The sequence below is a fragment of the Sphingobium sp. Ant17 genome (assembly GCF_000588875.1).
In the GTDB taxonomy this organism is placed as follows: domain Bacteria; phylum Pseudomonadota; class Alphaproteobacteria; order Sphingomonadales; family Sphingomonadaceae; genus Sphingobium.
This window is the reverse complement of record NZ_JEMV01000009.1, coordinates 14,751-37,165: the sequence shown is the minus strand read 5'-3', so window position 1 is coordinate 37,165 and position 22,415 is coordinate 14,751. Positions and strand designations below refer to the sequence as shown.

Here is a 22,415-nt window from a genome sequence, read left to right as displayed (position 1 = left end):
GCAAGGCCGTCATGGAAATGACGCCAGCCTGTCATGCGGCCATGGCGCGGCCGTGGATCGCATAGAGGGCGAACAGATCCGCAAAATGGGTATCCATCGTCCGCGTTCCCGCAGCGGCCGCGCGCGCGACCGCCAGATGCTTTGCCGGGCCATCGGCGACGAAATGATCAAGCTGCTCGACCAGGCTCGCGCCCTCTGCCGCAGCATAATGATAGCCCGCTCCCGGCACCAGATGGTCCGCCGCGGCACCGCTGTCGGGCAAGAACATGGGGATGCCGCTGGCGCGGGCTTCGGCGGCGATCATGCAGAATGTTTCGGACTCGCTGCCATGGACCAAGGCATCGGCGCTGGCGAGCAGCGTCGCGAAGGCAGCGCGATCGGTAACGGGGGCGATCAGTCGCACATGCGGATTGCCCGCCGCCGCGCGCTGGACGCTGGCGCGTGCCCGGCCATCGCCCGCAATCACCAGTCCGATGGGCCGGGCAAAGCCACTCGCCGTCGCCGCATCGATGATCATCGGCCAGCGCTTCTCAGGAGCATGGCGGCCCGCGCCGAGCAACAGCACGGCACCCTCGGGCAGACCACAAGAGGCAAGCAGGCGGCGGCGCAGGTCAGGGTCGCGATGCGCAGGCAGGAATATGCCCGGCTGAACACCCATATGGTTGGTCACGACATGACGCAGCCCCCCGGCGACCAGACGCGCTGCCAGATCGTCGCTGGCGCAGACGATATGGTCGAACCGGGCGTCCATCCGCCGCAAATGCCGCCAGAACCAGTCGAAACCCCGATCGATCACGGGGCGTGGTGCCAGCGCGCGAAACCAGCGATAGGCATAGTTGCCGAGCGGGTCGGCATGCATGATCAGGCTGCGCGGGGCTGAACCGCGCCAATTCGCGACCATCGTCGCGCTGGCCCAGGGCGTGGACGCCTCGACCAGATCCGGGCGCAACGCATCCAACCGGGCATGCAGCGCCGCTTCGTCATGGAAATAATGATAGCGGCCATCGAGCGGAAAGCGGCGCGCGCGGACAAATTCGATCCGGGCATGATCATTGATGATCTCGACGCCGGCCTCTGCGGCCGGTGCCAGGATGATGATCTCATGGCCTTCCTTTGGCCCCGCCAGCATCTTGTGCCGGACGTAGGTTTTTACCCCGCCGCCCCGGTCGGAATAGAAAGCACAGACATCGACGATCCGCATGGTCCTATCGCCTTGGTGTTAGAGGGCCAAAGGACATGAGGCCCCGGCGATAGTTCATGACGATCCGTTCTCGCGTCACGCCCGAACCGGCCACGATCGATGCCGCCATGGCCTTGGGCTTCCCTAGGCCGAGCTTGGGATTGCTGCCAAAACCAACGCCATCGACCGAGAGGCCGAATTTGCGATTGCCATCCCGGTCATGAAGCACGCTCACAGCGTAGCGGCCGGGGCCGGGCACCCGGACGCATAGCGTTGTCGGCCCGCTCGCCGGAACGGGCACCTCGACCCGGCGAAACACCTTGCCCTGCGTGATCAGAATATTGTCGTCCTGAAGGAAGTCGGCATCGTTTGCGGGATAGACTTCGAGCTTCAGATTGCCTTCGCGATCCTTCAACCCGATGATGTCTATCACGAAAGCAGGGCCACTCTCGTTGGCGCGACATTGCCCCTCTGCCTTGCCGAGAGCGGGCGTCGACGGAAGAAAACCAGTTGTCAGCAGCAGCGCGGACGACAGCAAAGGCAGGGCCATCATGGGGCTATCCTCCGCCGGATGATGCCGCTCGCCCCCAGCAACACAGCCACCAATAGATGGGTGGCGAGTAGGAGGCTCGCGAGCAGCCCCAATATTTCGCCTATCTCCCCTTCGCGCCCGACAAGGAAGGTGGCCACGCCGGCAAAAAGCACATCCTTGTTCGGCACCAGCGGCAGGCGCGACAGAACGAGGCGGACGGTCGAGAGCATAACCCACCAACTGATCGCGACATCAGGCAGCATCAAGTGCCACAGCAGCGCATAAAGCAGCAAATTGGCGACGATCCGCAAGAAATGGATCCCCGCCACCATGCGCCGTTCCGCTGGTGGCAAGCCGAAGATGCGGCGCCCCAGCAGCATCGGCACCACGGAGGTCAACACCAATATGGCCAGCGAAATGCCAAGCGTCCGCCCGTCGATCGCCAGCGGCAGGGAGGACAGCAGCGGAAAGGTGAGGCCCAGCATCGCCAGCGTCACGACATTGCCCATGACGCCCGACAGGATCGCGGAATCCTTGACTGCGCCAAAAGGGGATCCTGCCATCCGCACATGGCGCCGCGCCCAGGTGTAGAAATAGACGTCACCCACATAACCCAGCAGCAGTTCGTTGCTGAGCCGCTTGCGGAACAGCGCCGCCAGTCCGCCCGCAGGGATCGACCAGAGCCGGTTGAAGATCAGCCAGTCGAACAGCGGTGTCAGGCTGTATGTCAGGATGAACAGGCCCCAGAACACAGGAGTGCGCGGGACGAGTCCGAGTAGTGAAGGGATGTCGACGCTTCCCCGCTGCAGGAATACCGCAGCCAGCAGCGCCAGCGAAATGACGGGACCGAACCAAGCGATCCAGTAGCGGCCCGATTTGGCCAGGGGCGCCGGAACATACAGGTCGCGGCCATCGATCAGGGGCGAGGCATCCATCAGGCGTGGTGACGCAATATCGGCAGTGCTCATACGGGCCTCACGCTGGTCGCTGAACGAAGGAAGAAAGGCTGGCGCGTAACGCGGCTGCGCGCCTGTCGCTGGGCGACGACATGGTCGAAGAGCGCGGCGTAGGCCGGGACGGCGGCTTCGAGCGTATAATGGCTTGCCTTGCGCCGAGCGCGGGCCAGGTCTTGGCCAGGCTCCAACGTCCTGATGGCCAGGGCAAAGCCGCTTTCGTCGCCGCATTCCGTCAATATACCCAATGCGCCCTGGTCGAGCAGATCGGCCATGCTGACGCTGCAACGGGTCGCGATGACCCCAAGGCCCGCCGCCAACGCTTCGACGACCGCGCCGGGCAGGCCTTCATAGACCGATGACAAGAGCAAAATGTCATACGCCCCGAGACGCACGCCTAAGTCCGGGCAATGGCCGGGCATATCGACCCGATCGCCAATATCCAGTGATGCGGCCAGCGCGACCAGAGCGTCGCGCTCGCTGCCCTCACCAAAAATGGTCAGCCGATCATCTTTGCGCGCCCCCACAGCAAAGGCGCGCAGCATCGCGGGGTAGTTCTTCTGTCGTTCCAGCCGCCCGACCGCCACGAAGCGACGGCCAGCGCGACAGCAGCGGCTCTGCTTCCGATGTGAGCCGACATCGACATCGTCCAGAACCGGGTTGGGCACGACATGGAGACGCTCCGGCCCAACACGCATATGCCTCATGACTTCTTCGCTCATGGGCAACGACAAGGTGGCGAAATGATCGATCAACCGGCCCTGTACCCATAGCCAGAGCTGATAGAGCGGACGGATGGCCCGGGGCAGGTCGCGGCGCTGCAAGTCGTTGCTGATCTTCGCGATGATCGGCGGGCAATCTCGCCCCAGGAGGAGCTTCAGCAGCACGACAACGATCGTATAGGCATTCCCAGGGCAGAATAAGATCGCGGGTGGCGCACGGCGTATTTCGCGCCATAGCTATAGGCCAGGCGCAGGAGGGGCCAGCGCATGCCGATGACTGGCCAAGGCTGCGCCACGAGGCAGGCCTGCCCCAATGGATTGTCCATCGGTCCTGTCGCGGCTGCGACGATGACGGTCAGGTCGCAGCCTGTCCGTCGCAGACCATCGCCCAGGCGCAGCGCAATCCGTTCAACGCCGCCCGGTCCAAAGCCTTTCAGAAACAGCATGACGCGCATGTCTTGACCATCCAAAGCCTCTGGGCTGACCGATGCATGTGCGCGCGCCATGGTCCGCGCCAATGGCTGCCTAATGTAACATGCTGATGCCAATCCCGTGACCGGAGCGTGACGACGGGGCTTTTAATCGTCTCAATTTTGCAATGCGCGCACACCCGGTCAGTTGCGATCTCGAAGGTGCGTTTTTGCCGCCGCCGACATCTGCGGCATCTACGGATGGTCCTCCCGCGCCCTTTTCTCCTACGCACCCTTCAGACGCGCGATCGGTGCGAGGTTTCCTTGAAGCAAGCCCGTCATCGGTCGATCCTGCACTTGGATTCCCGCTTTCGTTCAACGCGACATCGCTTGAACAGGACTGGCCACCGCTCGCAATTGGAACCCTTTTTGATGACATATGACAGCCGCCACCCTGGCAACGATCCGCTGGACGGCATTGCGGACTCCATGGATCAGGCGGCCGGTGCGATGATCGCACAAGCGACGCATGGCCTTTCTCCCGCGACCATGTTCCTTGCTGGTGCGGACTGGGCGATGCACCTTGCCTCATCGCCCGGCAAGCAGATGCAACTGGCCGCGAAAATGGGCCGAAAATATCTGCGCCTGTTCGATTACATGGGGCGTAGCGCTAGCGATCCCGACGCGGCTCCCGCTATCGAGCCGCTGCCGCAGGACCGGCGCTTTTCCGACCCCGCCTGGCAACAGTCGCCCTTCAATTTCCTGACCCAGGCCTTCCTGCTCAACCAGCAATGGTGGCATGCCGCGACGACCGGCATCGGTGGCGTGTCCAAGGCGCATGAAGCACAGGCCTCCTTCGCCGCGCGGCAGATGCTGGACATGTTCGCCCCCAACAATTTCCTCGCCACCAATCCGGCTCTACAGCGCAAAATCGTGGAAACGGGCGGCAAATGCCTGATCGATGGCATGAATCACATGGCGCAGGACATGCAGCGCCAAGCGCGGGGCGAGCCGCCGGTGGGTGCCGAGGCGTTCCGAGTCGGCGAAACCGTGGCCGCGACCCCAGGCAAGGTCGTGTGGCGCAATGCTCTGATCGAACTGATCCAATATGCGCCGACGACCGAGCAGGTCCGTCCCGAACCGATCCTGATCATGCCTGCCTGGATCATGAAATATTATATTCTCGACCTGTCGCCGGAAAATTCGCTGGTCCGTTGGCTGACGGGGCAGGGTTATACGGTGTTCATGATCTCCTGGCACAATCCCACGAGCGAAGACCGCAATCTCGACCTCGACGCCTATCGTCGCTTGGGCGCGATGGCCGCGCTGGATGCCGTCGGTGCCATCACCGGCAGCGCGAAAATCCATGGCGTGGGCTATTGTCTGGGCGGCACGTTGCTGGCCATTGTCGCTGCCGCCATGGCGCGCGACGGCGATGAGCGGCTGACCAGCATCACCCTGCTGGCGGCGCAGACGGAGTTCAGCGAACCTGGCGAACTCGGACTGTTCATCGACGAATCGCAACTGGCTACGCTCAAGAATTTGATGTCGACACGCGGCTATCTCGACAGCGCGCAAATGGGCGGCGCATTCCAGATATTGCGGTCCAACGATCTCGTCTGGTCGCAGATACTCCAGACCTATCTAATGGGCGAACGCCCGCCGATGAACGACCTGATGGCCTGGAATGCCGATGGCACGCGCATGCCCTATGGGATGCACAGCGAATATCTGACCCGTCTGTTCCTCAATGACGAACTGGCCGAAGGCAAGTTCGCGGTCGATGGCCGCACCGTCGCCCTATCCGCGATCCGTGCGCCCTTGTTCGTGGTCGGGACCGAGCGGGATCATGTCGCGCCCTGGCGATCGGTTCACAAGATCCATTTGGCGACCGGGGCCGAAACCACCTTCATCCTGACCAGTGGCGGGCATAACGCCGGTATCGTATCCGAACCGGGCCATGCGAGGCGACGCTATCATGTCCTGACGCGGGAGGCCGATGGCGCTGCCCTCGCACCGGATGAATGGTTTGCGGTCGCACCGCGCAAGGAAGGGTCATGGTGGCCCGAATGGGGGGACTGGCTGGACGCGCGTTCGGGCGAGCCTCAGCCGCCGCCGTCGATGGGCGCGCCCGACCAGGGCTATCCCACGCTCGGCGATGCGCCGGGCCTCTACGTTCTGGAGAAATAATCCATGACCGATGTCGAGATGATCGAAAACCGGACCTTCGCCGAGATAAAGGTCGGCGATACCGCCAGCGTCACCCGCACGCTGTCGGTCAAGGATATTCAGCTCTTCGCGCTGGTGTCTGGCGATGTGAACCCGGCCCATCTCGACAGCGAATTTGCCGAGACGGACTTTTTCCGCCGCATCATCGCCCATGGCATGTGGGGGGCGGGCCTGTTGTCGGCGGTGCTGGGCACCGAACTGCCGGGCCCTGGCACCATCTATCTCGGCCAGTCGTTGCGGTTCCTGCGCCCGGTGGGGGTCGGCGATCAGATCACCGCCTCCGTCACCGTCACGGCCACGCAGCCGGACCGCAGCATCGTGCTGCTCGATTGTCGCTGCGTGAACCAGAATGGCGAGACGGTCATCACCGGCGAGGCGGAGGTGAAGGCCCCGACCGACAAGATCCGCCGTCCGCGCATCGCCCTGCCCGACATCCGGTTGTCCGATCATAATGGCTATAACCGGTTGATTGAGGCGGCGTCGGGCCATCCCGTGACAACGGCGGTGGCGCATCCCTGCTCGGCCGCGGCTCTCGCCGCTGCGGTCGAAGCGGCGGAGGCGGGGCTGATCGTGCCGATCCTGGTCGGTCCCGAGGCCCGCATCCGTCAGGCCGCCGAGGAAGCCGGGAAGGACATCAGCGCCCTTCGCATCGTGCCGAGCATCCACAGCCATGAGTCCGCCGCGAAGGCGGTCGAACTGGTACGCTCCGGCGAAGCCCGGCTGCTGATGAAGGGATCGCTCCACACCGATGAACTCATGGGCGCGATCGTGTCCCGCGCGACCGGCTTGCGGACGGAACGCCGGATCAGTCATGCCTATGTCATGGATGTTCCCGGCCACCCCAATCCCCTGATCATCACCGACGCGGCGATCAACATTGCCCCCACATTGGAGGCCAAGGCCGACATCATCCGCAACGCGATCGACCTCGCCCATGTCCTGGGCCAGGCCGAACCCAAGGTGGCGATCCTGTCAGCGGTCGAGACGGTGACCGCATCCATGCCATCGACGCTCGATGCAGCGGCCCTGTGCAAGATGGCCGATCGGGGCCAGATCACCGGCGGACTGCTTGATGGCCCGCTGGCCTTCGACAATGCCGTCAGCGAAGCGGCCGCACGGGAAAAGGGCATCGTCTCGCCCGTCGCGGGCCGCGCGGACATTTTGGTCGTCCCCAATATCGAGGCGGGCAATATGCTGGCCAAGCAATTGACCTTCCTGGGCGGCGCGGATGCCGCAGGGGTCGTGCTGGGCGCACGAGTGCCGATCATCCTGACCAGTCGCGCCGACAGCCTGCGGACGCGGCTGGCATCCTGCGCCGTGACGGTCCTCCTGGCTGTCGCGGCGACTAAGGCCGCGCCGGGGCTGCCGGAGGGCACGCCTGCATGAAAGCGGTCGTCAGCATCAATTCGGGCTCGTCGAGCATCAAGTTCGCGCTGTTCACGCTGGAGGACGGGCGCTCTCCCACATTATCGGCCAGCGGCAAGATCGAGCGGATCGGCATCGCTCCGCGCATCGCCATTCGCACGGCGGACGGGGGCGTGATCCACGATCATGACTGGACGGACGGCGCAGCGCTCAGCCATGCCGCGCTGCTCGACTATCTGATCGAATGGGCGACGACGCATCTTGAAGGGCGCGAGGTGGTCGGCATCGGCCACCGCGTCGTTCATGGCGGCATGGAATTCGCGACACCCCGGCTGGTGGACCGGGCATTGCTCGACAAGCTCGATGCTCTGTGCGCGCTCGCCCCGCTGCACCAGCCGCACAATCTGGCGGCGATCCGCGCTATTGCCGTCCTTCGGCCGGATATCCCGCAAGTCGCCTGTTTCGATACCGCCTTCCACCATGACAAGCCCGCGATCGCGTCGCGCCTCGCTTTGCCGCGCGTGCTGCATGATCAGGGCATCAGGCGCTATGGTTTCCACGGCCTGTCCTACGAATATATCGTCCATCGCCTGACGCAAATCGATCCGGCCTTGGCCAAGGGCAGGGTCATAGCCGCCCATCTCGGCAACGGCGCCAGCCTCTGCGCGATCCGCGACGGGCGCAGTATCGACACGACCATGGGCTTCACCGCGCTCGACGGGCTGATGATGGGGACGCGCTGCGGCGCGATCGACCCCGGCGTCGTGCTGCACCTCCAGACACAAATGGGCATGAGCGCGCAGGCGGTGGAAGATATGCTCTACCGCCAGTCCGGCCTGCTCGGCGTTTCCGGCCTGTCGAGCGACATGCGCACCCTGTCGGACAGCGCCGATCCGCACGCCGAAGAGGCGATCAGCCTGTTTGCGTGGCGCGCCGCCAAGGAAGCCGGGGCGCTGACCGCGTCGTTGGGCGGGCTTGACGGCATCGTCTTCACCGCCGGTATCGGCGAACATCGTGCCGATATCCGCAGCCGGATTTGCCGACAGCTTGGATGGCTGGGCATCGAACTGGACGAAAGCGCCAACAGCGCGAACCAGCCCGTCATCAGCACGGCGGGCAGCCGGGTGACGGTCCGCGTGATCCCCACCGACGAAGAGCGTATGATCGCCCTGCACACAGTGAAACTTTTGCTTGGAGATGCCGCATGACCCCTCTTGTCGACCTTCGCGGGAAACGCGGCCTCATCATCGGGATCGCCAATGAACAGAGCATCGCGGCGGGATGCGCAGCGGCGTTCGCGCAATGCGGCGCACGGCTAGCCGCCACCTATCTCAACGACAAGGCGCAGGACTGGGTTTTGCCGGTCACCGAACGGGATGGTATGGAATGGACCGCGCCGTGCGACGTCCGCGTGCCGGGCGATCTGGAACGGCTGTTCGATGAGGTGCGCGACCGATGGGGCGGGCTCGACTTCCTGCTGCATTCCATCGCCTTTGCGCCAAAGGATGACCTGCACGGACGGGTCACGGATTGCAGTGCGGAAGGCTTTGCCCTGGCCATGGATATATCCTGCCACAGCTTTCTGCGCATGGCGAAGCTGGTCGAACCGTTGATGACCGAAGGGGGCTGCCTGCTCTGCGTGACCTTCTATGGCTCCGAACGGGTCGTCGACCATTATAATCTGATGGGGCCGGTAAAGGCAGCGCTCGAAAGCGCCACCCGTTATCTTGCGGCCGAATTGTCACTCGCCGGTATCCGCGTCCATGCCATTTCGCCGGGGCCGATCGCGACCCGCGCGGCCAGCGGCATCGAACGGTTCGATGTGTTGCTCGAACAAGCCGCAGCGCTCGCCCCGAAGGGTGCGCTTGTCGAGGTGAGCGATGTCGGCAATCTGGCGGCGTTTCTCGTCAGTGACGCGGCGAAGCGCATCACCGGAACGGTGATCCCAGTCGATAACGGACAGCATCTGCACGCCTGATCTCGGACGTGCCTGTCAGGCCCGCAATTCCTTGAACCCAGCCAAGGCGGCATAGGGGCGGAGTCTCATTTTATTAGGATGAAACAGAAGAATAACTGCGATCGCGCAGCGACAGGCCAGCGGTTTCCGGCATGAAGCGCAGGGCGACCAGCCCCACGATGCAGGCCGCCATCATATAGTAAGCGGGCATCAGTTCGTTGCCGGTCAGCCCAATGAGGCTGCTGCCGATCGCAGGGGCCGTGCCGCCGAAGATGGACGTCGCGACATTATAGGCGATGGCAAAGCCTGCAAAGCGGACGGACGTTGGAAACAAGGCGGGGAAGGTCGCCGATATCGTCGCGAGTTGCGGCACATAGAGCAGGCCCAACAGGGCAAACCCGATTACGGCCCCGATGAAACCCGTTGCCATCAGCAGATAGGCCGGCACGACCAGCAGGAACAGCCCGATAAGCGAGAAGCGCCACAGCGGCTTGCGGCCGACCCGGTCGGACAGCGCCCCGGCGAAGGGCAGCAGGACCATCATGAACATCATGCCGATGATCGGCACGATCAACGCCTCATTGGCGGACAGGCCTAACCGACGCTGCAAATAGGTCGGCATGTAGCTGAGCAGGGTGTAATTGACGATGTTGAGCGCGGTGACCAGCCCGCCCATCACCAGCAGGGTGCGCCAATAGCCCGTTATCAGCGCGGCCAGTGTCGGCGAGGCCGCCTTGGCACCCTGCGCCGCTTGCTCGGCTTCCAGAAAGACTGGCGTGTCCTCCATTTTCGATCGCAGATACATGCCGACCAGACCCATGGGACCAGCCACCATGAAGGGGATGCGCCAGCCCCAGTCATACATGGTGGCGTCGCCCAGCATCAGCGAGAAGCCAAGCATCAGCAGCGCGCCCAGCGAGAAGCCCGCCAATGTCCCGAACTCCAGGAAGCTGCCGCAAAAGCCGCGTTTGTCGTCGGGCGCATATTCGGCCATGAAGGTCGCCGCGCCGCCATATTCGCCGCCGGTGGAAAAGCCCTGTACCATGCGCAACAGGATCAGCAGCGTTGGTGCCCAAAAACCGATCGTAGCATAATCGGGGATGAGGCCGACGCACACCGTCGCGCCCGACATCATCAGGATGGTGAGCGCCAGCACCGATTTGCGCCCCATCCGGTCACCCAGCGGTCCCCAGAATAACCCGCCTAGCGGTCGCACCAGGAAGGAAATGGCAAAGGTCGCCAGTGCGAACAGCACCGCTTCCTCCGTGTCGCCGGGAAACAGCGCGGCCGAGATATAGGTCACGCCATAGGCATAGATGCCATAGTCGAACCATTCGGTCGCATTGCCCATGGCGGAAGCACCGATCGCCCGGCGCAGCGTGGTCCGATCGACGGTGGGTTGGGCCGGGGCGGTAGGAATAGGCGAAGCCATGGGTTTATCCTGAGATGGGGGACTGCGGTCGGTCGGTTGGTTCGCACTCGTCGGGCGCGACATATTCCGGGGCATGGGGGTCGAGCATCGCTGCCATCGGGGTGGTGCGAGGCAGGATCTGATAGCTTTGCTGGTCGTCGCCCGGGACTGGCAGGGACGATGCCTGACGCCAGAGGCCAAAGGCCAATGTGCCACCCGCCACGATAGCGATGAAGAGGAACAGTCCGCTTGCACCGAACAGCGTCATCGCCGCCGCCGCACCAGTCGGTCCCAAAGCCGCGCCGATCGAATAGAGCAGCACCAGCGCGCCGCTGGCGGCGACGCGGGCGGATGGGTCCAGCCGGTCATTGGTGTGCGCGACACAGAGCGGATAGAGTGCGAAGCTCAGCCCACCGAACAGGCCGCCCAGCGTCAGCAAAGCCAGTCCCATGCCGTCGACCATGGTCAGCGCAACGCAGACGGCCATGGTCGCGCCGAAGCTGGTGACGATGACCCGGCGGCGGTCGAACCGATCAGACAACCGCCCCAGCGGCCATTGCAGCGCAACACCGCCCAAGATGACGATGCTCATGAAGCTGGCGGTCTGGGACAGGTCCAGCCCCAGACGGCGGACATGGACGGCGGCGAGGCCATAGAAAGCGCCCAACATCAGACCCGTCGTCATCGCACCGATAAACCCCAGCGGCGACGAAACGTACAATTGCCGCATCGTACAGGGCGCATTCTGCCCCGGCAGCGGCGCGGCGATGCGTGTGAGGACGACGGGGATGACGGCCAGCGAAATGAGGATGGAGGCGATCAGAAAGGGAATGGATGGGGTGCGACCAAAATTGAGCAGGAACTGCCCCAATGCCTGTCCCGAATAGAGGGCGATCATATAGCCCGCCAGGATGCTGCCTCGCGTTTCCGTCTCCGCCCGCTCGTTCAGCCAGCTTTCCAAACATATGAATACGCCCGCCACGCACAGTCCATCGATGAACCGCAGCGATGCCCAGAACAACACATTCTGGAGCAGCGCATAAGCCAAGGTGCTGGCCGACAGCAGCGACACGAACGCGGCAAAGGCGCGGATATGTCCGACTCGCTGTACGACAGGCCCGGCGCGCAGCGCGCCGACGGTCAACCCGGCGAAATAGGCGGTTGCCACCGCGCCAATCATCAGCGTGCCGCTGCCCCCCCGCTCCAGCCGCAGGCTGATCAGGGTGGACAGGAAGCCGCTGCCCGCCATCAGCATGAAGATGGCGGCCAGCAGGCTGCGAACCGGAAGTATCGATGACAGCATGCGGAGAGCGGCGGCTTAGGCCGCCTGACGCCCTTCGCCCTGATCGGCCACATCTTCGATCAGCCGCTGGTGCAGGACACGCACGGCGGTATCGAAATTCGTGCAATCGATGATGAACTGAATGTCCACATTGCGGATCTGATGCTGCATCGCGATCATATCGATATTCGCCTCAGCCAGTGCATCGAGCGCATCGGGCACCAGTCCGGGCCGCGATATATCGCTGCCGATCACCGATACCATGGCCACGGGCTGCGCGGAGATGGCGGCGTCGGGATAGAGCGATTGCAGGTCGGCCATGATCCGCTTCACCGTCGCCGCGTCGATCGACAGATAATGGGTGATCGTATTGGCGTTGGAGGATTTGCTGACGATCCACGCGCCATGACGCGTGAGAGCATCGAGGATCGCGGCATCATAGCCCTTCTCGCCGACCATATCCTGCTCGAAGAACTGGAGCGCCTGCATCGATCGCACACCGGTGATGATTTCGACGCGTGGCGTGTCGGACACATAGTCGCCGCAGATCAGCGTCCCTTCATCTTCGCGATCGAACGTGTTGCGGACGCGCAGCGGAATGCTGGTCTGGCGCAGGCCACGGCCCGCGCGGGGATGGATCGCTTCCATGCCCAAATTTGCGAGTTGGTCAGCCACGTCATAATTGGTGCGGCCGATCTTGCGCGCGGCGGCTTCCCCGACCAGTCGAGGGTCGGCGCTCGACAGGTGAAATTCCTTGTGGATGATCGCTTCGCGGGCATGGGTCAGAACCGCGATCCGCGAGAAGGTCATTTCCGAATAGCCCCGCGCATAGCGCCGCACCATGCCTTCACGGCATCCGGCATAGCCCGTGACGATCGGCATCGTGTCCTGCAGGTCGATAGGCTCCAGCGCCTCCACGATCCGCTCGTCCAGGCTGCGCAGGTCATTCTGGTCCCACAGCGTCAGATCGACGAACGCCGCGTTGATTCCACGATCGCGCAGCAACAGCGCGGTGCTGTGCGCGCTATGCGCCTCGCCAAGCCCCGCCAGCAATTCGCGCACTGTCAGCAGTTGTTCCTTGACGCAGAAGCGGCCATGGCTGCGCAACCGGCCGAGATCCGCAAGGCAATCCTGCACCGCCGCGATCCGCAGATCGACAAAGGTGTTGGCTTCGTCCAGGCTTGCGGCGCGCGCGAACATCTCACCATTGCGACCGTGCATCGCCTCGCGCACCTTGGCCATCGCCTCAAGCCAGCCGTCCGCGCCATCATCGGCGATGAAGCGGCCATAGACACCCGGCACACCGGATTTCTTATGTTCCAACAGCAGGTCGGTCATGCCCGCATAAGCGGATACGACGAAGATGCGGTTGTAGAGATCGTCGCCGCTGCGGCCTGCGATCAGGACATTGTCGAACAGGCTGGCGGTAGCCGCCATCGACGTGCCTCCGATTTTCTCAACGCTATGCAGGCCGCTCATGCCATCACCTCCGCCAGATCGCCATGGCAGACCTTGATTGCCTCTGCTTCCCGCGCGGCGATGAAGGACGGGCGCGGCTTTGCCACGCCGAAGGGCGCGACCAGTTGGTTGGACATCGCGTTATAGACCATGAAAGCATTGGCGCGGGGAAAGGGCGTGATATTGCCGTTTGAGCCGTGCATCAGGTTGCAATCGAATAGGATCACGGTTCCGGGCTTGCCAGTCGGTGCGACGATGCCGTGTTGATGCGCAAGTTCGGCCAGGCTGTCCTCGTCGGGCACGCCATATTCCTGCTTCTTGAGCGACATTTTATAATGGTCGTCGGGCGTTTCACCCACGCAGGTCAAAAAGCTGCGGTGCGATCCGGGGATCAGCATCAACGGGCCATTATGCGGCGTATTATCCGCCAGTAGAACCGACATGGACAGGGCGCGCATGCGCGGCATCCCGTCTTCCACATGCCAGGTCTCGAAATCCGAATGCCAGTAGAATTCCTTGCCCTGGAACCCCGGCTTGTAGTTGAGGCGCGACTGATGAAGATAGACTTCGTCATTCAGCAGGAAGCGAGCGACGTCGGCAAGCCGAGCATCGGCTGCCAGCCGTTGCATGACGCGGCTCTGGTTGTGAATTTCGAAGACCGAGCGGATTTCGCCGCCACCCGGTTCGGTGATCACGGTGTCGCTATCGAGCGCATCGGGATCGGCCAGCAGGGAACCGGCTTCCTGTTGCAGGAAGGCGACTTCCTGCGCGGAGAAGATATCCTCCAGCACCAGATAGCCGTCGCGGTCGAACTGCGCGGCTTGCGCCTGGGAGAGCGGTGCCGCCTCGCTCCAGTCGCTATGGACGACCGGATCGAGACGGGGCAGAAATTGCGGTTCCGCCATTTGGCGGGATGGGTAGATGTCTGTCATGGGACTCCCCCTTTCATTATGATTTCAAGACGTCAGTTCGGCCGTGCGGACCATGTCGGCTTCGGCGGGATAGGTACCGTTTTCATCATGCACTTCGCGGCCGGTGACCGGCGGGTTGAAGACGCAGACGGTCAGGATGTCCGTTTCGGGACGCACGATGTGGCGATCATGAGCATTGAGCGCATACATGGTGCCAGCGGCCAATTGGTGCGTCTCTCCCGTGCCCAGATCCTCGATCGTGCCCTTGCCCTTGAGCACCAGCACGGCTTCGAGATGGTTCTGATAGTGCATCTTGAGTTCTTTGCCGGCGTACATGGTAGTGACATGGTATGAGAAGCCCATGCCGTCATCCTTGAGCAACAGGCGGGCGCTTTCCCAGCCATCGGATTTGACGTTATGGTCGGACTTGCGGATGTCGGTGAGTTTACGGACGATCATGCGATATCTCCTTATTCCGCCGCCACGCCAAAGGAGGCGGCAAGCGTCTCGCGCACGCAGGTTTCGAGGATGTCGAGCCCAGCCGATAGGACGGCGTCGTCGATGATGAGCGGGGCGAGCACCTTGACGATTTCGTCATGTGGGCCGCTCGTTTCGATGATGAGCCGCGTGCGAAACAGGCGGCGGTAATGACGGAGGCAATCTCGCCCGATCCAACGTCGATGCCGCGCATCATGCCGCGTCCCCGTGTCGTCAGGCCATGTTCGCGGGCCATCTTGTCAAGGCGGCTATCCAGCAGCGCGCCGCGACGGCGCACATCGGCGGCAAAATTGTCATTGCTCCAGAAATGGCGCAAAGCGGCTGTCGCCGTGACGAAGGCATGGTTGTTGCCGCGGAAGGTGCCATTATGCTCGCCGGGCGACCATTGGTCGAGTTCGGCGCGGAACAGCGTGAGTGCGAAGGGCAGGCCCATGCCCGACAGCGATTTGGCCAGCGTGACGATATCGGGCGTGAAGCCCATATCCTCGAAGCTGAAAAAGCCACCCGTGCGGCCGCAACCTGCCTGAATGTCATCGACGATCATCAGGGCACCGTGCCGCTTGGCAATCTCGGCAATCTTGCGCAGCCATGTCGGCGACGCTGCGTTGAGGCCGCCTTCGCCCTGCACGGTTTCCACCAGGATGGCGGCAGGCGCATCCAGTCCGCTGGACGGGTCCGAAAGACGCTGTTCCAGAAGGTCGGCGGTATCGACGTCGGGGCCATGATAGCCATCATAAGGTTCGTGGCTGACATGGCTAAGCGGTACGCCCGCACCACCGCGCTTGGCGGCATTGCCGGTGCAGGCCAGCGCGCCCAATGTCATGCCATGGAAGCCGTTGGTGAAAGCGATCACCATTTCGCGACCCGTAATCTTGCGCGCCAGTTTGATCGCGGCTTCCACTGCATTGGTGCCGGTCGGGCCAGTGAACATCGCGCGATAGTTCAACTTGCGCGGCTGAAGGATCACCTCCTCGAAGGTTTCCAGAAAGGCCGCCTTGGCATCGGTATGCAGGTCAAGGCCATGGGTGATTCCGTCGGCCATGATATAGTCGAGCAACGCCTGTTTGAGGATCGGGTGGTTGTGCCCGTAATTCAGCGTCGAGCAACCCGAGAGGAAGTCGAGATAACGCCCCCCCTGATTATCGTGCATCCACACATTTTCGGCGCGATGGAACTGGCGCGGCATCGACCGGGCATAGCTGCGCACAATCGATTCCCGGCGCTCGTAAATGCCGGTGTCGGGAATGATCTGGGTTGGTTTGGGGGTGATCGTCATGGGGAAAGTCTCCGAATATTTATTGGCTGGCTTTGGAAGAGAGGGCGAAGGGACCGATCGTCGCTTGCCACTCGGTCTCATGCGCGCCGGCAAAATGGGCGTCGCGCTCGAACAATGGGGCTTTGGCCAAGTCAGCGCCAAGGCGCCGGGCGACCCCCTCGAACAGCGCCCAAGAGGCTGCATTGTCCGGCGTAACCGTGGTGATCAGGTGCGTGACGCCAGTGACCGATGGCCGGTCCAGCAAGGCCGCGATCATGCGCTGCGCCAACTTTTCGCCTCGGGCCTGCGCTGCCACCGCTACTTGCCATACAAAGAAGCAACTGGGATCTGCGGGCAGGCGATAGCCTGAAACCCAGCCGACGATCTGGCCGTCGCGTTCGGCGACGACGCAGCTATCGGCGAAATGCGTGCATTGCAGCAGGTTGCAATAGGCCGAATTGCCATCGAGTGGCGGGCAGGCGGCGATCAGCGCGGTGATGGCAGGGCCGTCCTGCGCCACCGGCATGCGGAAATTCATAACTCGTCCAGTCTCATTCTCATGGGACGCAAAATTCCGTGGCGACAGGACTGCCGCATCGGTTTCACGCTCAAATATGATTAGCCTCCCAAAGCATTATACTATCTGGGCGAATCCCTCCGCCTCTGTCGCTGCGGCGCAATATATACATATAAACGCGAAATTTTCAACCCTTTGGCCGCAATGACTTCTCTGCCTGCCTTTTCAAGCTGGCATTATCCTTCATTATATAAAGGAAAATGACATTGGCGTGGCATATCGCAAACGGATAGCTATCAGCCATGGAATCCGACCTTTCGAACCCGACTCTACAGGCGCTTCGCCGCATCCTTCGTGCGACCGAGATCGGTAGCCGCAAGCTGGCCTCAATTACCGGGCTGACACCCTCTCAAATACTGGTCCTGCGCGAAATCGAGGCGCGCGATCGAGCCACGCCGAGTGCGATTGCGACCGCGCTGAAATTCAGTCAGGCAACCATCACGAATGTGGTCGACAGGCTCGTCTTGTCCGGCCTGGTGACGCGCGAACGCAGTGACCGGGACAAACGTCAGATCATGCTCAGCGCTACCGGGGCCGGAAGGGAGGCGCTGGCCTGTGCGCCCGACTTGTTGCAGTCCCAATTCACAGACCGTTTCGCATCACTGCCAGCCTGGGAGCAGGCGATGATCCTGGCTTCGCTCGAAAAACTGAGCCTGATTTTGGGCGCGCAGGACATGGACGTTGCGCCCCTGCTCGACAGCGGTGCTATCGACCGGACGGAGCCGGGTTAAGCGGCGCGCTTCAATCTGACCCGACATAGACGGTCCGACGATGCCAGAAACAGGCTGCGACCATTTTCCCCGATGCAGCAATTGGCGATGGCCTTGCCGGTCGCAACGATACCGAGCAGCGTTCCATCGGGCGTGCAGATATGGACGCCGCCTGGCCCGGTGGCGAAAACTGTACCATGTCGGTCCGTCTTCACGCCGTCGGGAAGGCCCGGCAGGCCTTGGTCGGCCTGCGCTTGCATGTCGTGGAACAAGCGGGCCTCAGTTGGCACCCCATTTGCGTCAAGGGTATAGGCCATCAGATGCGGCAGCTTCGGGTCCGACAGCGCCAGATAGAGCGTACGTTCATCGGGCGACAGCGCGATCCCATTGGGCCGAAAGCGGCTGCCGTCAATCAGGCCAAGGCGGCCGTCCGGTGCCAGTCGATAGACACCGTTGAAATCCAGTTCGCGCAAGGGCGAGGCATCGGCCTCGCTCAGACCATAAGGCGGGTCAGTGAAATAGATCGCGCCGTCGGCGGCGATAACGAGGTCGTTGGGGCTGTTGAAGCGCTTGCCCTCAAACCGATCGACCAGGATGGTGCGCTCCCGTGTCTTCAGGTTGATCCGCACGATGGCGCGAGTGCCACTGTCGGCAACAACCAGATGGCCGTCCCGGTCTAGGCGCATGCCGTTTGCACCGGGCTCGCGAATGCCCGTAGGAACCGGTCCCTGCGCGCCCGACGGGAGCGATAGACGATATTGCTCGGCGGATCCGAAAAAAGCAGGAAATTGCCGTCTGATACCCATACTCCGCCTTCCGCCCAGCGATAGCCGTCCGCCAAAACCTCAACCTTGGCACTGGCATCGATGATCGCGTCGAGGCGGGGGTCGATCCTCGTGACGCCTGAGATGGGGGCGGCCGCCCTTACGCGGGGTGCGAGGCTGGTCAAAGCCAGCGCGCCCATGCCCGCCAGCCATTCGCGGCGGTTGCCGCTCATGGTGCCCATCATGCTTTCAGGCTTATGCGGCGGCCCTCACGGGCGGAGCGGTAGACCGCTTCGATCACGCGCAGGTCGGCCAGCCCTTCCTCGCCCGGTACGATGACATTGGTACCCTTCCGCACGGCTTCGGCCAGATGGTCCAGCTGCGCTGCAAACTGCGTCTTGGGCGGGGGAGGCAGGGTGCGATCGATAATTTTTCCGTCCTTACGGATACGCATCGAATGGCCGTCATAGGGTGTGGCGGGCTCCATATCGATCCACCCCTGGGTGCCGATCACGCGATAGCTATTATGCGCCGAGCTATAGCTGGACACGCAGGTCGCTTCGATCCCAGATGGAAAGCGCAGAAGGAAGGTGATGCGGTCTTCCACCGTGCGGAAACGCGGGTCGGACCGGTCGGTCGATTCGATCGCCATCACGTCCACCGGTTCCTCGCCGGTCAAATAGCGCACGGCATTGAGGCTGTAGATGCCGATATCCATCAGCGATCCGCCGCCCGACAGCGGCTTATCCAGCCGCCATTGGCCTGGCCGGATGGGGAAGCCATGTTCTGCCGTGATGATCCGCGTCGGCCCGACATGGCCGCCGCGCGCCAGTTCGATTGCCAGCTGATTATGCGGTTCGAAGCGCGATCGATAGCCGATCATCAGCTTCTTGCCCGCGGTTCGGCAGGCCGCAATCATGGCTTCGCATTCGGCGACCGATATCGCCATCGGCTTTTCGCACATGACATGCTTGCCCGCCCGCGCCGCCCGAATCGTATATTCGGCATGCATGCTGTTGGGCAGGATCACGTAGACCGCGTCGATATCGGGATTGTCGGCTATGCGGTCGAACGTCTCATAATTGTAGTGATGCGTCTTGGGCACGCCATATTGCGCGCCGAACTGTTCCAGCTTTGCAGGCGTGCCGCTCACCAGGGCGCTAATCTTCGCATGGTCGCATCCTGCAAAAGCGGGCATGATCTGCTTCGTTGCATAGGATCCCAGGCCAACGATGGCGTAGCCGAGCTTGCGGCCCGGTGTCGCCGCGAGCGCTGGCATGCCAGCTGCCGCGAGGCCAAGGCCGACACCAGCCATCAAGTCGCGCCGGGTCACGATGCCGTCGTCTGTCATGCTCATCTCCCAAGGGTCAGTCTGCCGCTTTGGGAAGAGGATAACCCATACAAATGGCAATGCCCACCGTTTCGCTGCGGAAGGCATAAGATAAGTCCAGACATTTGAGACCGCGATCCGAACGGCGGTCTAAGGAGCGCAGGACCGTTGCGGTCTCAGCGCCCCATTATCCTCTTAATCGGGACGAGAATCGGCGCGGTCCTTAGCCGGATAATCCTCCGGCGTAACGGTGCCTACATTCGGACGATCTTCGACATCTTCCTGTGGCTTTCCGCCGCGGGTCCGGGCGTCGGGATCGTCTTCATCGGGGATGACGTCGCCCATCGGCCCACGTCGGGGCATGTCTTCGTCCTGGCCGACATTGGGGTCGAGCCCATTTTCATTACTTGGCATGTCGTGTCTCCAATGCGTTTTCGGCTATTCTGCCGCGATGGCTGACGAAGGCGCGAAATCGGGCTTCAGGATGATCTTGGTCACGTCATTCTGATTGTCGTGAAACATCTTATAGCCCTTGGGTGCGTCTTCCAGGCTCATGCGATGCGAGATCAGGAAGGTCGTGTCGATCTGGCCCTCGATGATCGCGTTGAGCAGCGCGGGCATATAATGTTGCACGCTGGTCTGGCCGGTCTTGAGCGTCAGCCCCTTTTCCATGAACGCGCCCAAGGGAAATTTATCGACAAAGCCGCCATAGACGGCAGGCATCGAGACGCGGCCGCCCTTTCTGCAGGCGTGGATCGCCTGGCGGATCGAATGAATGCGGTCGGTGCCCAGGAACAGGGATGCCTTGATCTGATCGACAACATTATCGACGAAAAAGCCATGGGCTTCGAGGCCGACCGCGTCGATCACGGCGTCGGGGCCGATGCCGCCCGTCATTTCCATCAGCGCTTCATAAGTTTTCGATTCCTCGAAATTGATCGTCTCTGCGCCGAAGCGTTTGGCCAGTGCCAGTCGGTGGGGGAAATGGTCGATGGCGATGACGCGATGCGCGCCCATCAGGAAGGCCGATTGCACCGCGAACAGGCCGACCGGGCCGCATCCCCAGACCGCGACCGTATCGCCGGGTTCGATATCGGCATTTTCCGCTGCCTGCCATCCGGTAGGCAGAATGTCCGATAGGAATAGAACCTCATCGTCGGTTAGGCCGTCTGGCACGACGATCGGCCCGACATCGCTGAACGGCACGCGGACATATTCCGCCTGACCCCCGGCATAGCCACCGGTCAGATGGCTGTAGCCGAACAGGCCGGACATGGGCTGGCCATACATTTCCTGGCCGATATCCTGCGTGTCGGCGGGATTGCCATTGTCGCAGGCGGAATATTGATGCTTGCCGCAATGGTAGCAACTGCCGCAGGCGATCGTGAAGGGCACGACGACGCGCTGACCCTTTTTGAGCGTCGATCCAGGACCGGTTTCGACCACTTCGCCCATAAATTCATGGCCAAGGATATCGCCCGCCTCCATGGTGGGGATATAGCCGTCATAGAGATGCAGGTCGGAGCCGCAGATGGCGGTGGACGTGATTTTGATGATCGCGTCGCGCGGATTGAGGATTTCGGGATCGTCGACCGTGTCGACGCGCACGTCATGTTTGCCGTGCCAGGTGAGCGCGCGCATCAGGCTGTCTCCTCTTGCAATTGCTTTTGTGTCCAGGATGCGGTTGCGATTTCGCCTGTTTCCATGAGTTGCTTGAACCGGCGAAGATCACGGCGCGCCTGAATGGCGGGTTCGCGCTGGAACAATTTGGCGACGACCTTGCCGATGATGCCAGCGGGCGGATCATAGGCGATCGTCGCGGTAACGATGGTGCCTCGGTCTCCCGCATCGCGAAATTCGATGCGGCCGCTATTGGGAATGTCCGCGCCTTCGGTCGAAGCCCAGGCGATCAATTCGCCCTCCCGCTTGTCCGTGATGATGGCATCCCATTCGACGGTTTTCCCCGCCGGTGCCTTGACCACCCAATGGGATCGGGTGTTGGACAGCATGTCGATGCGTTCGACATTGTCCATGAAGGTCGGCAGTTTGGTGAGGTCCGACCAATAGGCAAAAAGCTCAGCCCGCGGTCGATTGATCGTAACCGTCCGGCCCAGCAGGGAGTCGCCTTTGCTGAGGGGCATCATGGCCACCTCTTCTGCGCGAACCTCCCTAATTTTGGAGGTTGTTGCCGGTGCGTCGTCTTTCGCCATGGTCATGGCCGTTCTCCTATCGTCAAGCTAGACGGGACAGGCCATCCGCCCGGACGGGCCGGGCGGACGGCGCGCGATCAGGCGTCTTCGGCCTCCAGATTGACCGAGGTTTCCGCGAGTTTCGTCATGAATGCGTCGCTCGCGTAAATGTCCTTGGTCGCGTCGCGCAGCTTCTTATTGTCGTCCTTGAGGCCAAGGGCCTTGGCGAAAGCGGCGGCGGTGCCGAACCCGGCGATGCCATAATGGGTCATACGCTGATATTGCGCGATGATGAGGACATCGAGAACGGGGCCTTTCTCAGGCCCTTCCTCGACCACATGCTTGATCGCTTCGGCGGCGAGGCCTTCCATGCCCTTGCAATGGTCCTTCGAAACCTTTTCATCCTGTCCGGCGATCAATTCCTTAAGGATGGCCGTGTGGCTGGCGATACCCTCCTGGCTCTTGGTCAGCATGTCCTTGAGCGAGGCGTCGCTCGCCTTGGACGTGATTTTCTTGATGACCTTGAGCATCTGGTCATTGGCGGACCAGAGATCTTTCAGTTCGTCGATATAGACGTCTTGCAGGCTTTCAGGGGTCGACATCGCTGTTCTCCACATCGCCGGACGGCATGTCCAACATGGTCATGGAGCGCGTGGGGTGACGCAGCGGTTCCTGTAAAAGC

23 protein-coding genes and 1 pseudogene are annotated in these 22,415 nt (G+C 62.3%); 5 read left to right on the top strand and 19 right to left on the bottom strand.

The annotated features are described in order from the left end of the window. Positions 1-31: 31 nt before the first annotated feature. Genes BF95_RS06045 through BF95_RS25505 form a run of 5 tightly spaced genes read right to left on the bottom strand, consistent with a single transcriptional unit; the run spans position 32 to position 3,842 of the window. A complete protein-coding gene (locus BF95_RS06045; protein ID WP_043150069.1) occupies positions 32-1,201 on the bottom strand; it encodes a glycosyltransferase in 1,170 nt (389 codons plus the stop codon). A gap of 4 nt (positions 1,202-1,205) precedes the next feature. Continuing rightward, positions 1,206-1,733, bottom strand: coding sequence for a DUF2141 domain-containing protein (locus BF95_RS06040; RefSeq protein ID WP_200866886.1), 528 nt, complete (start codon positions 1,731-1,733; stop codon positions 1,206-1,208). Next, positions 1,730-2,680, bottom strand: coding sequence for a hypothetical protein (locus BF95_RS06035; RefSeq protein WP_043150067.1), 951 nt, complete (start codon positions 2,678-2,680; stop codon positions 1,730-1,732). The genes BF95_RS06040 and BF95_RS06035 overlap by 4 nt, the downstream gene beginning before the upstream one ends. Next, complete coding sequence (locus tag BF95_RS06030; RefSeq protein ID WP_051519873.1) at positions 2,677-3,552, bottom strand: glycosyltransferase; 876 nt, start codon at positions 3,550-3,552, stop codon at positions 2,677-2,679. Before BF95_RS06030 ends, BF95_RS06035 begins: the two co-directional genes overlap by 4 nt. Further along, positions 3,543-3,842, bottom strand: a complete 300-nt coding sequence (locus tag BF95_RS25505) for a hypothetical protein (protein ID WP_152542589.1) — start codon at positions 3,840-3,842, stop codon at positions 3,543-3,545. Before BF95_RS25505 ends, BF95_RS06030 begins: the two co-directional genes overlap by 10 nt. 387 nt (positions 3,843-4,229) lie before the next feature. Between BF95_RS25505 and BF95_RS06025 the strand changes: the two genes are divergently transcribed. Genes BF95_RS06025 through fabI form a run of 4 tightly spaced genes read left to right on the top strand, consistent with a single transcriptional unit; the run spans position 4,230 to position 9,369 of the window. Further along, entirely contained in the window at positions 4,230-5,987 is a 1,758-nt protein-coding gene (locus tag BF95_RS06025) for a PHA/PHB synthase family protein (RefSeq protein WP_043150174.1), read from the top strand. A 3-nt stretch (positions 5,988-5,990) separates the two neighbouring features. After that, positions 5,991-7,412 (top strand): bifunctional enoyl-CoA hydratase/phosphate acetyltransferase, encoded by a 1,422-nt coding sequence (locus BF95_RS06020; protein WP_043150063.1) that lies wholly within the window; start codon positions 5,991-5,993, stop codon positions 7,410-7,412. Continuing rightward, positions 7,409-8,599: an acetate/propionate family kinase gene (locus BF95_RS06015; protein ID WP_043150062.1), complete on the top strand. Its 1,191-nt coding sequence runs from the start codon at positions 7,409-7,411 to the stop codon at positions 8,597-8,599. The genes BF95_RS06020 and BF95_RS06015 overlap by 4 nt, the downstream gene beginning before the upstream one ends. Then, positions 8,596-9,369, top strand: a complete 774-nt coding sequence (gene fabI / locus BF95_RS06010) for an enoyl-ACP reductase FabI (protein WP_043150060.1) — start codon at positions 8,596-8,598, stop codon at positions 9,367-9,369. Before BF95_RS06015 ends, fabI begins: the two co-directional genes overlap by 4 nt. Before the next feature lie 73 nt (positions 9,370-9,442). Here the strand turns inward: fabI and BF95_RS06005 are convergent, their stop codons facing one another. From BF95_RS06005 to ectA, 7 genes and pseudogenes are all read right to left on the bottom strand, one after another. Continuing rightward, positions 9,443-10,780, bottom strand: a complete 1,338-nt coding sequence (locus tag BF95_RS06005; RefSeq protein ID WP_043150058.1) for an MFS transporter — start codon at positions 10,778-10,780, stop codon at positions 9,443-9,445. 4 nt (positions 10,781-10,784) lie between these two features. Then, positions 10,785-12,062 carry an MFS transporter gene (locus BF95_RS06000; protein ID WP_043150055.1) on the bottom strand — a complete coding sequence of 426 codons (1,278 nt, stop codon included), beginning with the start codon at positions 12,060-12,062 and terminating at the stop codon, positions 10,785-10,787. A 15-nt stretch (positions 12,063-12,077) separates the two neighbouring features. Continuing rightward, positions 12,078-13,520: an aspartate kinase gene (locus tag BF95_RS05995; RefSeq protein WP_043150054.1), complete on the bottom strand. Its 1,443-nt coding sequence runs from the start codon at positions 13,518-13,520 to the stop codon at positions 12,078-12,080. Next, positions 13,517-14,431 (bottom strand): ectoine hydroxylase, encoded by a 915-nt coding sequence (gene thpD, locus BF95_RS05990; RefSeq protein ID WP_043150053.1) that lies wholly within the window; start codon positions 14,429-14,431, stop codon positions 13,517-13,519. The genes BF95_RS05995 and thpD overlap by 4 nt, the downstream gene beginning before the upstream one ends. Before the next feature lie 24 nt (positions 14,432-14,455). Continuing rightward, a complete protein-coding gene (locus tag BF95_RS05985; RefSeq protein WP_043150050.1) occupies positions 14,456-14,869 on the bottom strand; it encodes an ectoine synthase in 414 nt (137 codons plus the stop codon). 11 nt (positions 14,870-14,880) lie between these two features. Beyond that, positions 14,881-16,184 (bottom strand): annotated as a pseudogene (gene ectB / locus BF95_RS05980) (diaminobutyrate--2-oxoglutarate transaminase). Positions 16,185-16,203: 19 nt separating this feature from the next. Then, entirely contained in the window at positions 16,204-16,701 is a 498-nt protein-coding gene (gene ectA / locus BF95_RS05975; protein WP_051519871.1) for a diaminobutyrate acetyltransferase, read from the bottom strand. A 281-nt stretch (positions 16,702-16,982) separates the two neighbouring features. On the opposite strand from ectA, the gene BF95_RS05970 reads away from it, so the two are divergent. Next, positions 16,983-17,471, top strand: coding sequence for a MarR family winged helix-turn-helix transcriptional regulator (locus tag BF95_RS05970; protein ID WP_043150048.1), 489 nt, complete (start codon positions 16,983-16,985; stop codon positions 17,469-17,471). Here the strand turns inward: BF95_RS05970 and BF95_RS05965 are convergent. The 7 genes from BF95_RS05965 to BF95_RS05940 all read right to left on the bottom strand — a co-directional run bounded on the left by BF95_RS05965 (position 17,468) and on the right by BF95_RS05940 (position 22,335). Then, entirely contained in the window at positions 17,468-18,136 is a 669-nt protein-coding gene (locus tag BF95_RS05965; RefSeq protein WP_327195416.1) for an SMP-30/gluconolactonase/LRE family protein, read from the bottom strand. The genes BF95_RS05970 and BF95_RS05965 overlap by 4 nt on opposite strands. Beyond that, entirely contained in the window at positions 18,127-18,447 is a 321-nt protein-coding gene (locus BF95_RS30605; RefSeq protein ID WP_327195415.1) for a hypothetical protein, read from the bottom strand. Before BF95_RS30605 ends, BF95_RS05965 begins: the two co-directional genes overlap by 10 nt. 8 nt (positions 18,448-18,455) lie before the next feature. After that, entirely contained in the window at positions 18,456-19,565 is a 1,110-nt protein-coding gene (locus BF95_RS05960) for a Gfo/Idh/MocA family protein (protein WP_235209588.1), read from the bottom strand. Positions 19,566-19,739: 174 nt separating this feature from the next. Beyond that, complete coding sequence (locus BF95_RS28060; protein ID WP_081764054.1) at positions 19,740-19,958, bottom strand: hypothetical protein; 219 nt, start codon at positions 19,956-19,958, stop codon at positions 19,740-19,742. Positions 19,959-19,982: 24 nt separating this feature from the next. After that, positions 19,983-21,185: a zinc-dependent alcohol dehydrogenase gene (locus BF95_RS05950; protein WP_043150045.1), complete on the bottom strand. Its 1,203-nt coding sequence runs from the start codon at positions 21,183-21,185 to the stop codon at positions 19,983-19,985. Further along, positions 21,185-21,760, bottom strand: coding sequence for an SRPBCC family protein (locus BF95_RS05945; RefSeq protein WP_043150043.1), 576 nt, complete (start codon positions 21,758-21,760; stop codon positions 21,185-21,187). Before BF95_RS05945 ends, BF95_RS05950 begins: the two co-directional genes overlap by 1 nt. Before the next feature lie 71 nt (positions 21,761-21,831). After that, on the bottom strand, positions 21,832-22,335 hold the full coding sequence (locus BF95_RS05940; RefSeq protein WP_043150041.1) for a YciE/YciF ferroxidase family protein: 504 nt from the start codon (positions 22,333-22,335) through the stop codon (positions 21,832-21,834). Positions 22,336-22,415: the final 80 nt, after the last annotated feature.

Bases quoted from the DNA above. Each gene is read 5' to 3' on its own strand.
- BF95_RS06035 (WP_043150067.1), bottom strand. From the start codon at position 2,680: ATGAGCACTGCCGATATTGCGTCACCACGCCTGATGGATGCCTCGCCC.
- BF95_RS05945 (WP_043150043.1), bottom strand. From the start codon at position 21,760: ATGACCATGGCGAAAGACGACGCACCGGCAACAACCTCCAAAATTAGG.
- BF95_RS05965 (WP_327195416.1), bottom strand. From the start codon at position 18,136: ATGCGCCTAGACCGGGACGGCCATCTGGTTGTTGCCGACAGTGGCACT.
- BF95_RS05950 (WP_043150045.1), bottom strand. From the start codon at position 21,185: ATGCGCGCGCTCACCTGGCACGGCAAACATGACGTGCGCGTCGACACG.
- BF95_RS05995 (WP_043150054.1), bottom strand. From the start codon at position 13,520: ATGAGCGGCCTGCATAGCGTTGAGAAAATCGGAGGCACGTCGATGGCG.
- BF95_RS06045 (WP_043150069.1), bottom strand. From the start codon at position 1,201: ATGCGGATCGTCGATGTCTGTGCTTTCTATTCCGACCGGGGCGGCGGG.
- fabI (WP_043150060.1), top strand. From the start codon at position 8,596: ATGACCCCTCTTGTCGACCTTCGCGGGAAACGCGGCCTCATCATCGGG.
- BF95_RS05940 (WP_043150041.1), bottom strand. From the start codon at position 22,335: ATGTCGACCCCTGAAAGCCTGCAAGACGTCTATATCGACGAACTGAAA.
- BF95_RS06040 (WP_200866886.1), bottom strand. From the start codon at position 1,733: ATGATGGCCCTGCCTTTGCTGTCGTCCGCGCTGCTGCTGACAACTGGT.
- BF95_RS30605 (WP_327195415.1), bottom strand. From the start codon at position 18,447: ATGAGCGGCAACCGCCGCGAATGGCTGGCGGGCATGGGCGCGCTGGCT.
- BF95_RS28060 (WP_081764054.1), bottom strand. From the start codon at position 19,958: ATGCCAAGTAATGAAAATGGGCTCGACCCCAATGTCGGCCAGGACGAA.
- BF95_RS05970 (WP_043150048.1), top strand. From the start codon at position 16,983: ATGGAATCCGACCTTTCGAACCCGACTCTACAGGCGCTTCGCCGCATC.
- BF95_RS05960 (WP_235209588.1), bottom strand. From the start codon at position 19,565: ATGACAGACGACGGCATCGTGACCCGGCGCGACTTGATGGCTGGTGTC.
- BF95_RS06020 (WP_043150063.1), top strand. From the start codon at position 5,991: ATGACCGATGTCGAGATGATCGAAAACCGGACCTTCGCCGAGATAAAG.
- BF95_RS05985 (WP_043150050.1), bottom strand. From the start codon at position 14,869: ATGATCGTCCGTAAACTCACCGACATCCGCAAGTCCGACCATAACGTC.
- thpD (WP_043150053.1), bottom strand. From the start codon at position 14,431: ATGACAGACATCTACCCATCCCGCCAAATGGCGGAACCGCAATTTCTG.
- BF95_RS25505 (WP_152542589.1), bottom strand. From the start codon at position 3,842: ATGCGCGTCATGCTGTTTCTGAAAGGCTTTGGACCGGGCGGCGTTGAA.
- ectA (WP_051519871.1), bottom strand. From the start codon at position 16,701: ATGAATTTCCGCATGCCGGTGGCGCAGGACGGCCCTGCCATCACCGCG.
- BF95_RS06015 (WP_043150062.1), top strand. From the start codon at position 7,409: ATGAAAGCGGTCGTCAGCATCAATTCGGGCTCGTCGAGCATCAAGTTC.
- BF95_RS06025 (WP_043150174.1), top strand. From the start codon at position 4,230: ATGACATATGACAGCCGCCACCCTGGCAACGATCCGCTGGACGGCATT.
- BF95_RS06000 (WP_043150055.1), bottom strand. From the start codon at position 12,062: ATGCTGTCATCGATACTTCCGGTTCGCAGCCTGCTGGCCGCCATCTTC.
- BF95_RS06005 (WP_043150058.1), bottom strand. From the start codon at position 10,780: ATGGCTTCGCCTATTCCTACCGCCCCGGCCCAACCCACCGTCGATCGG.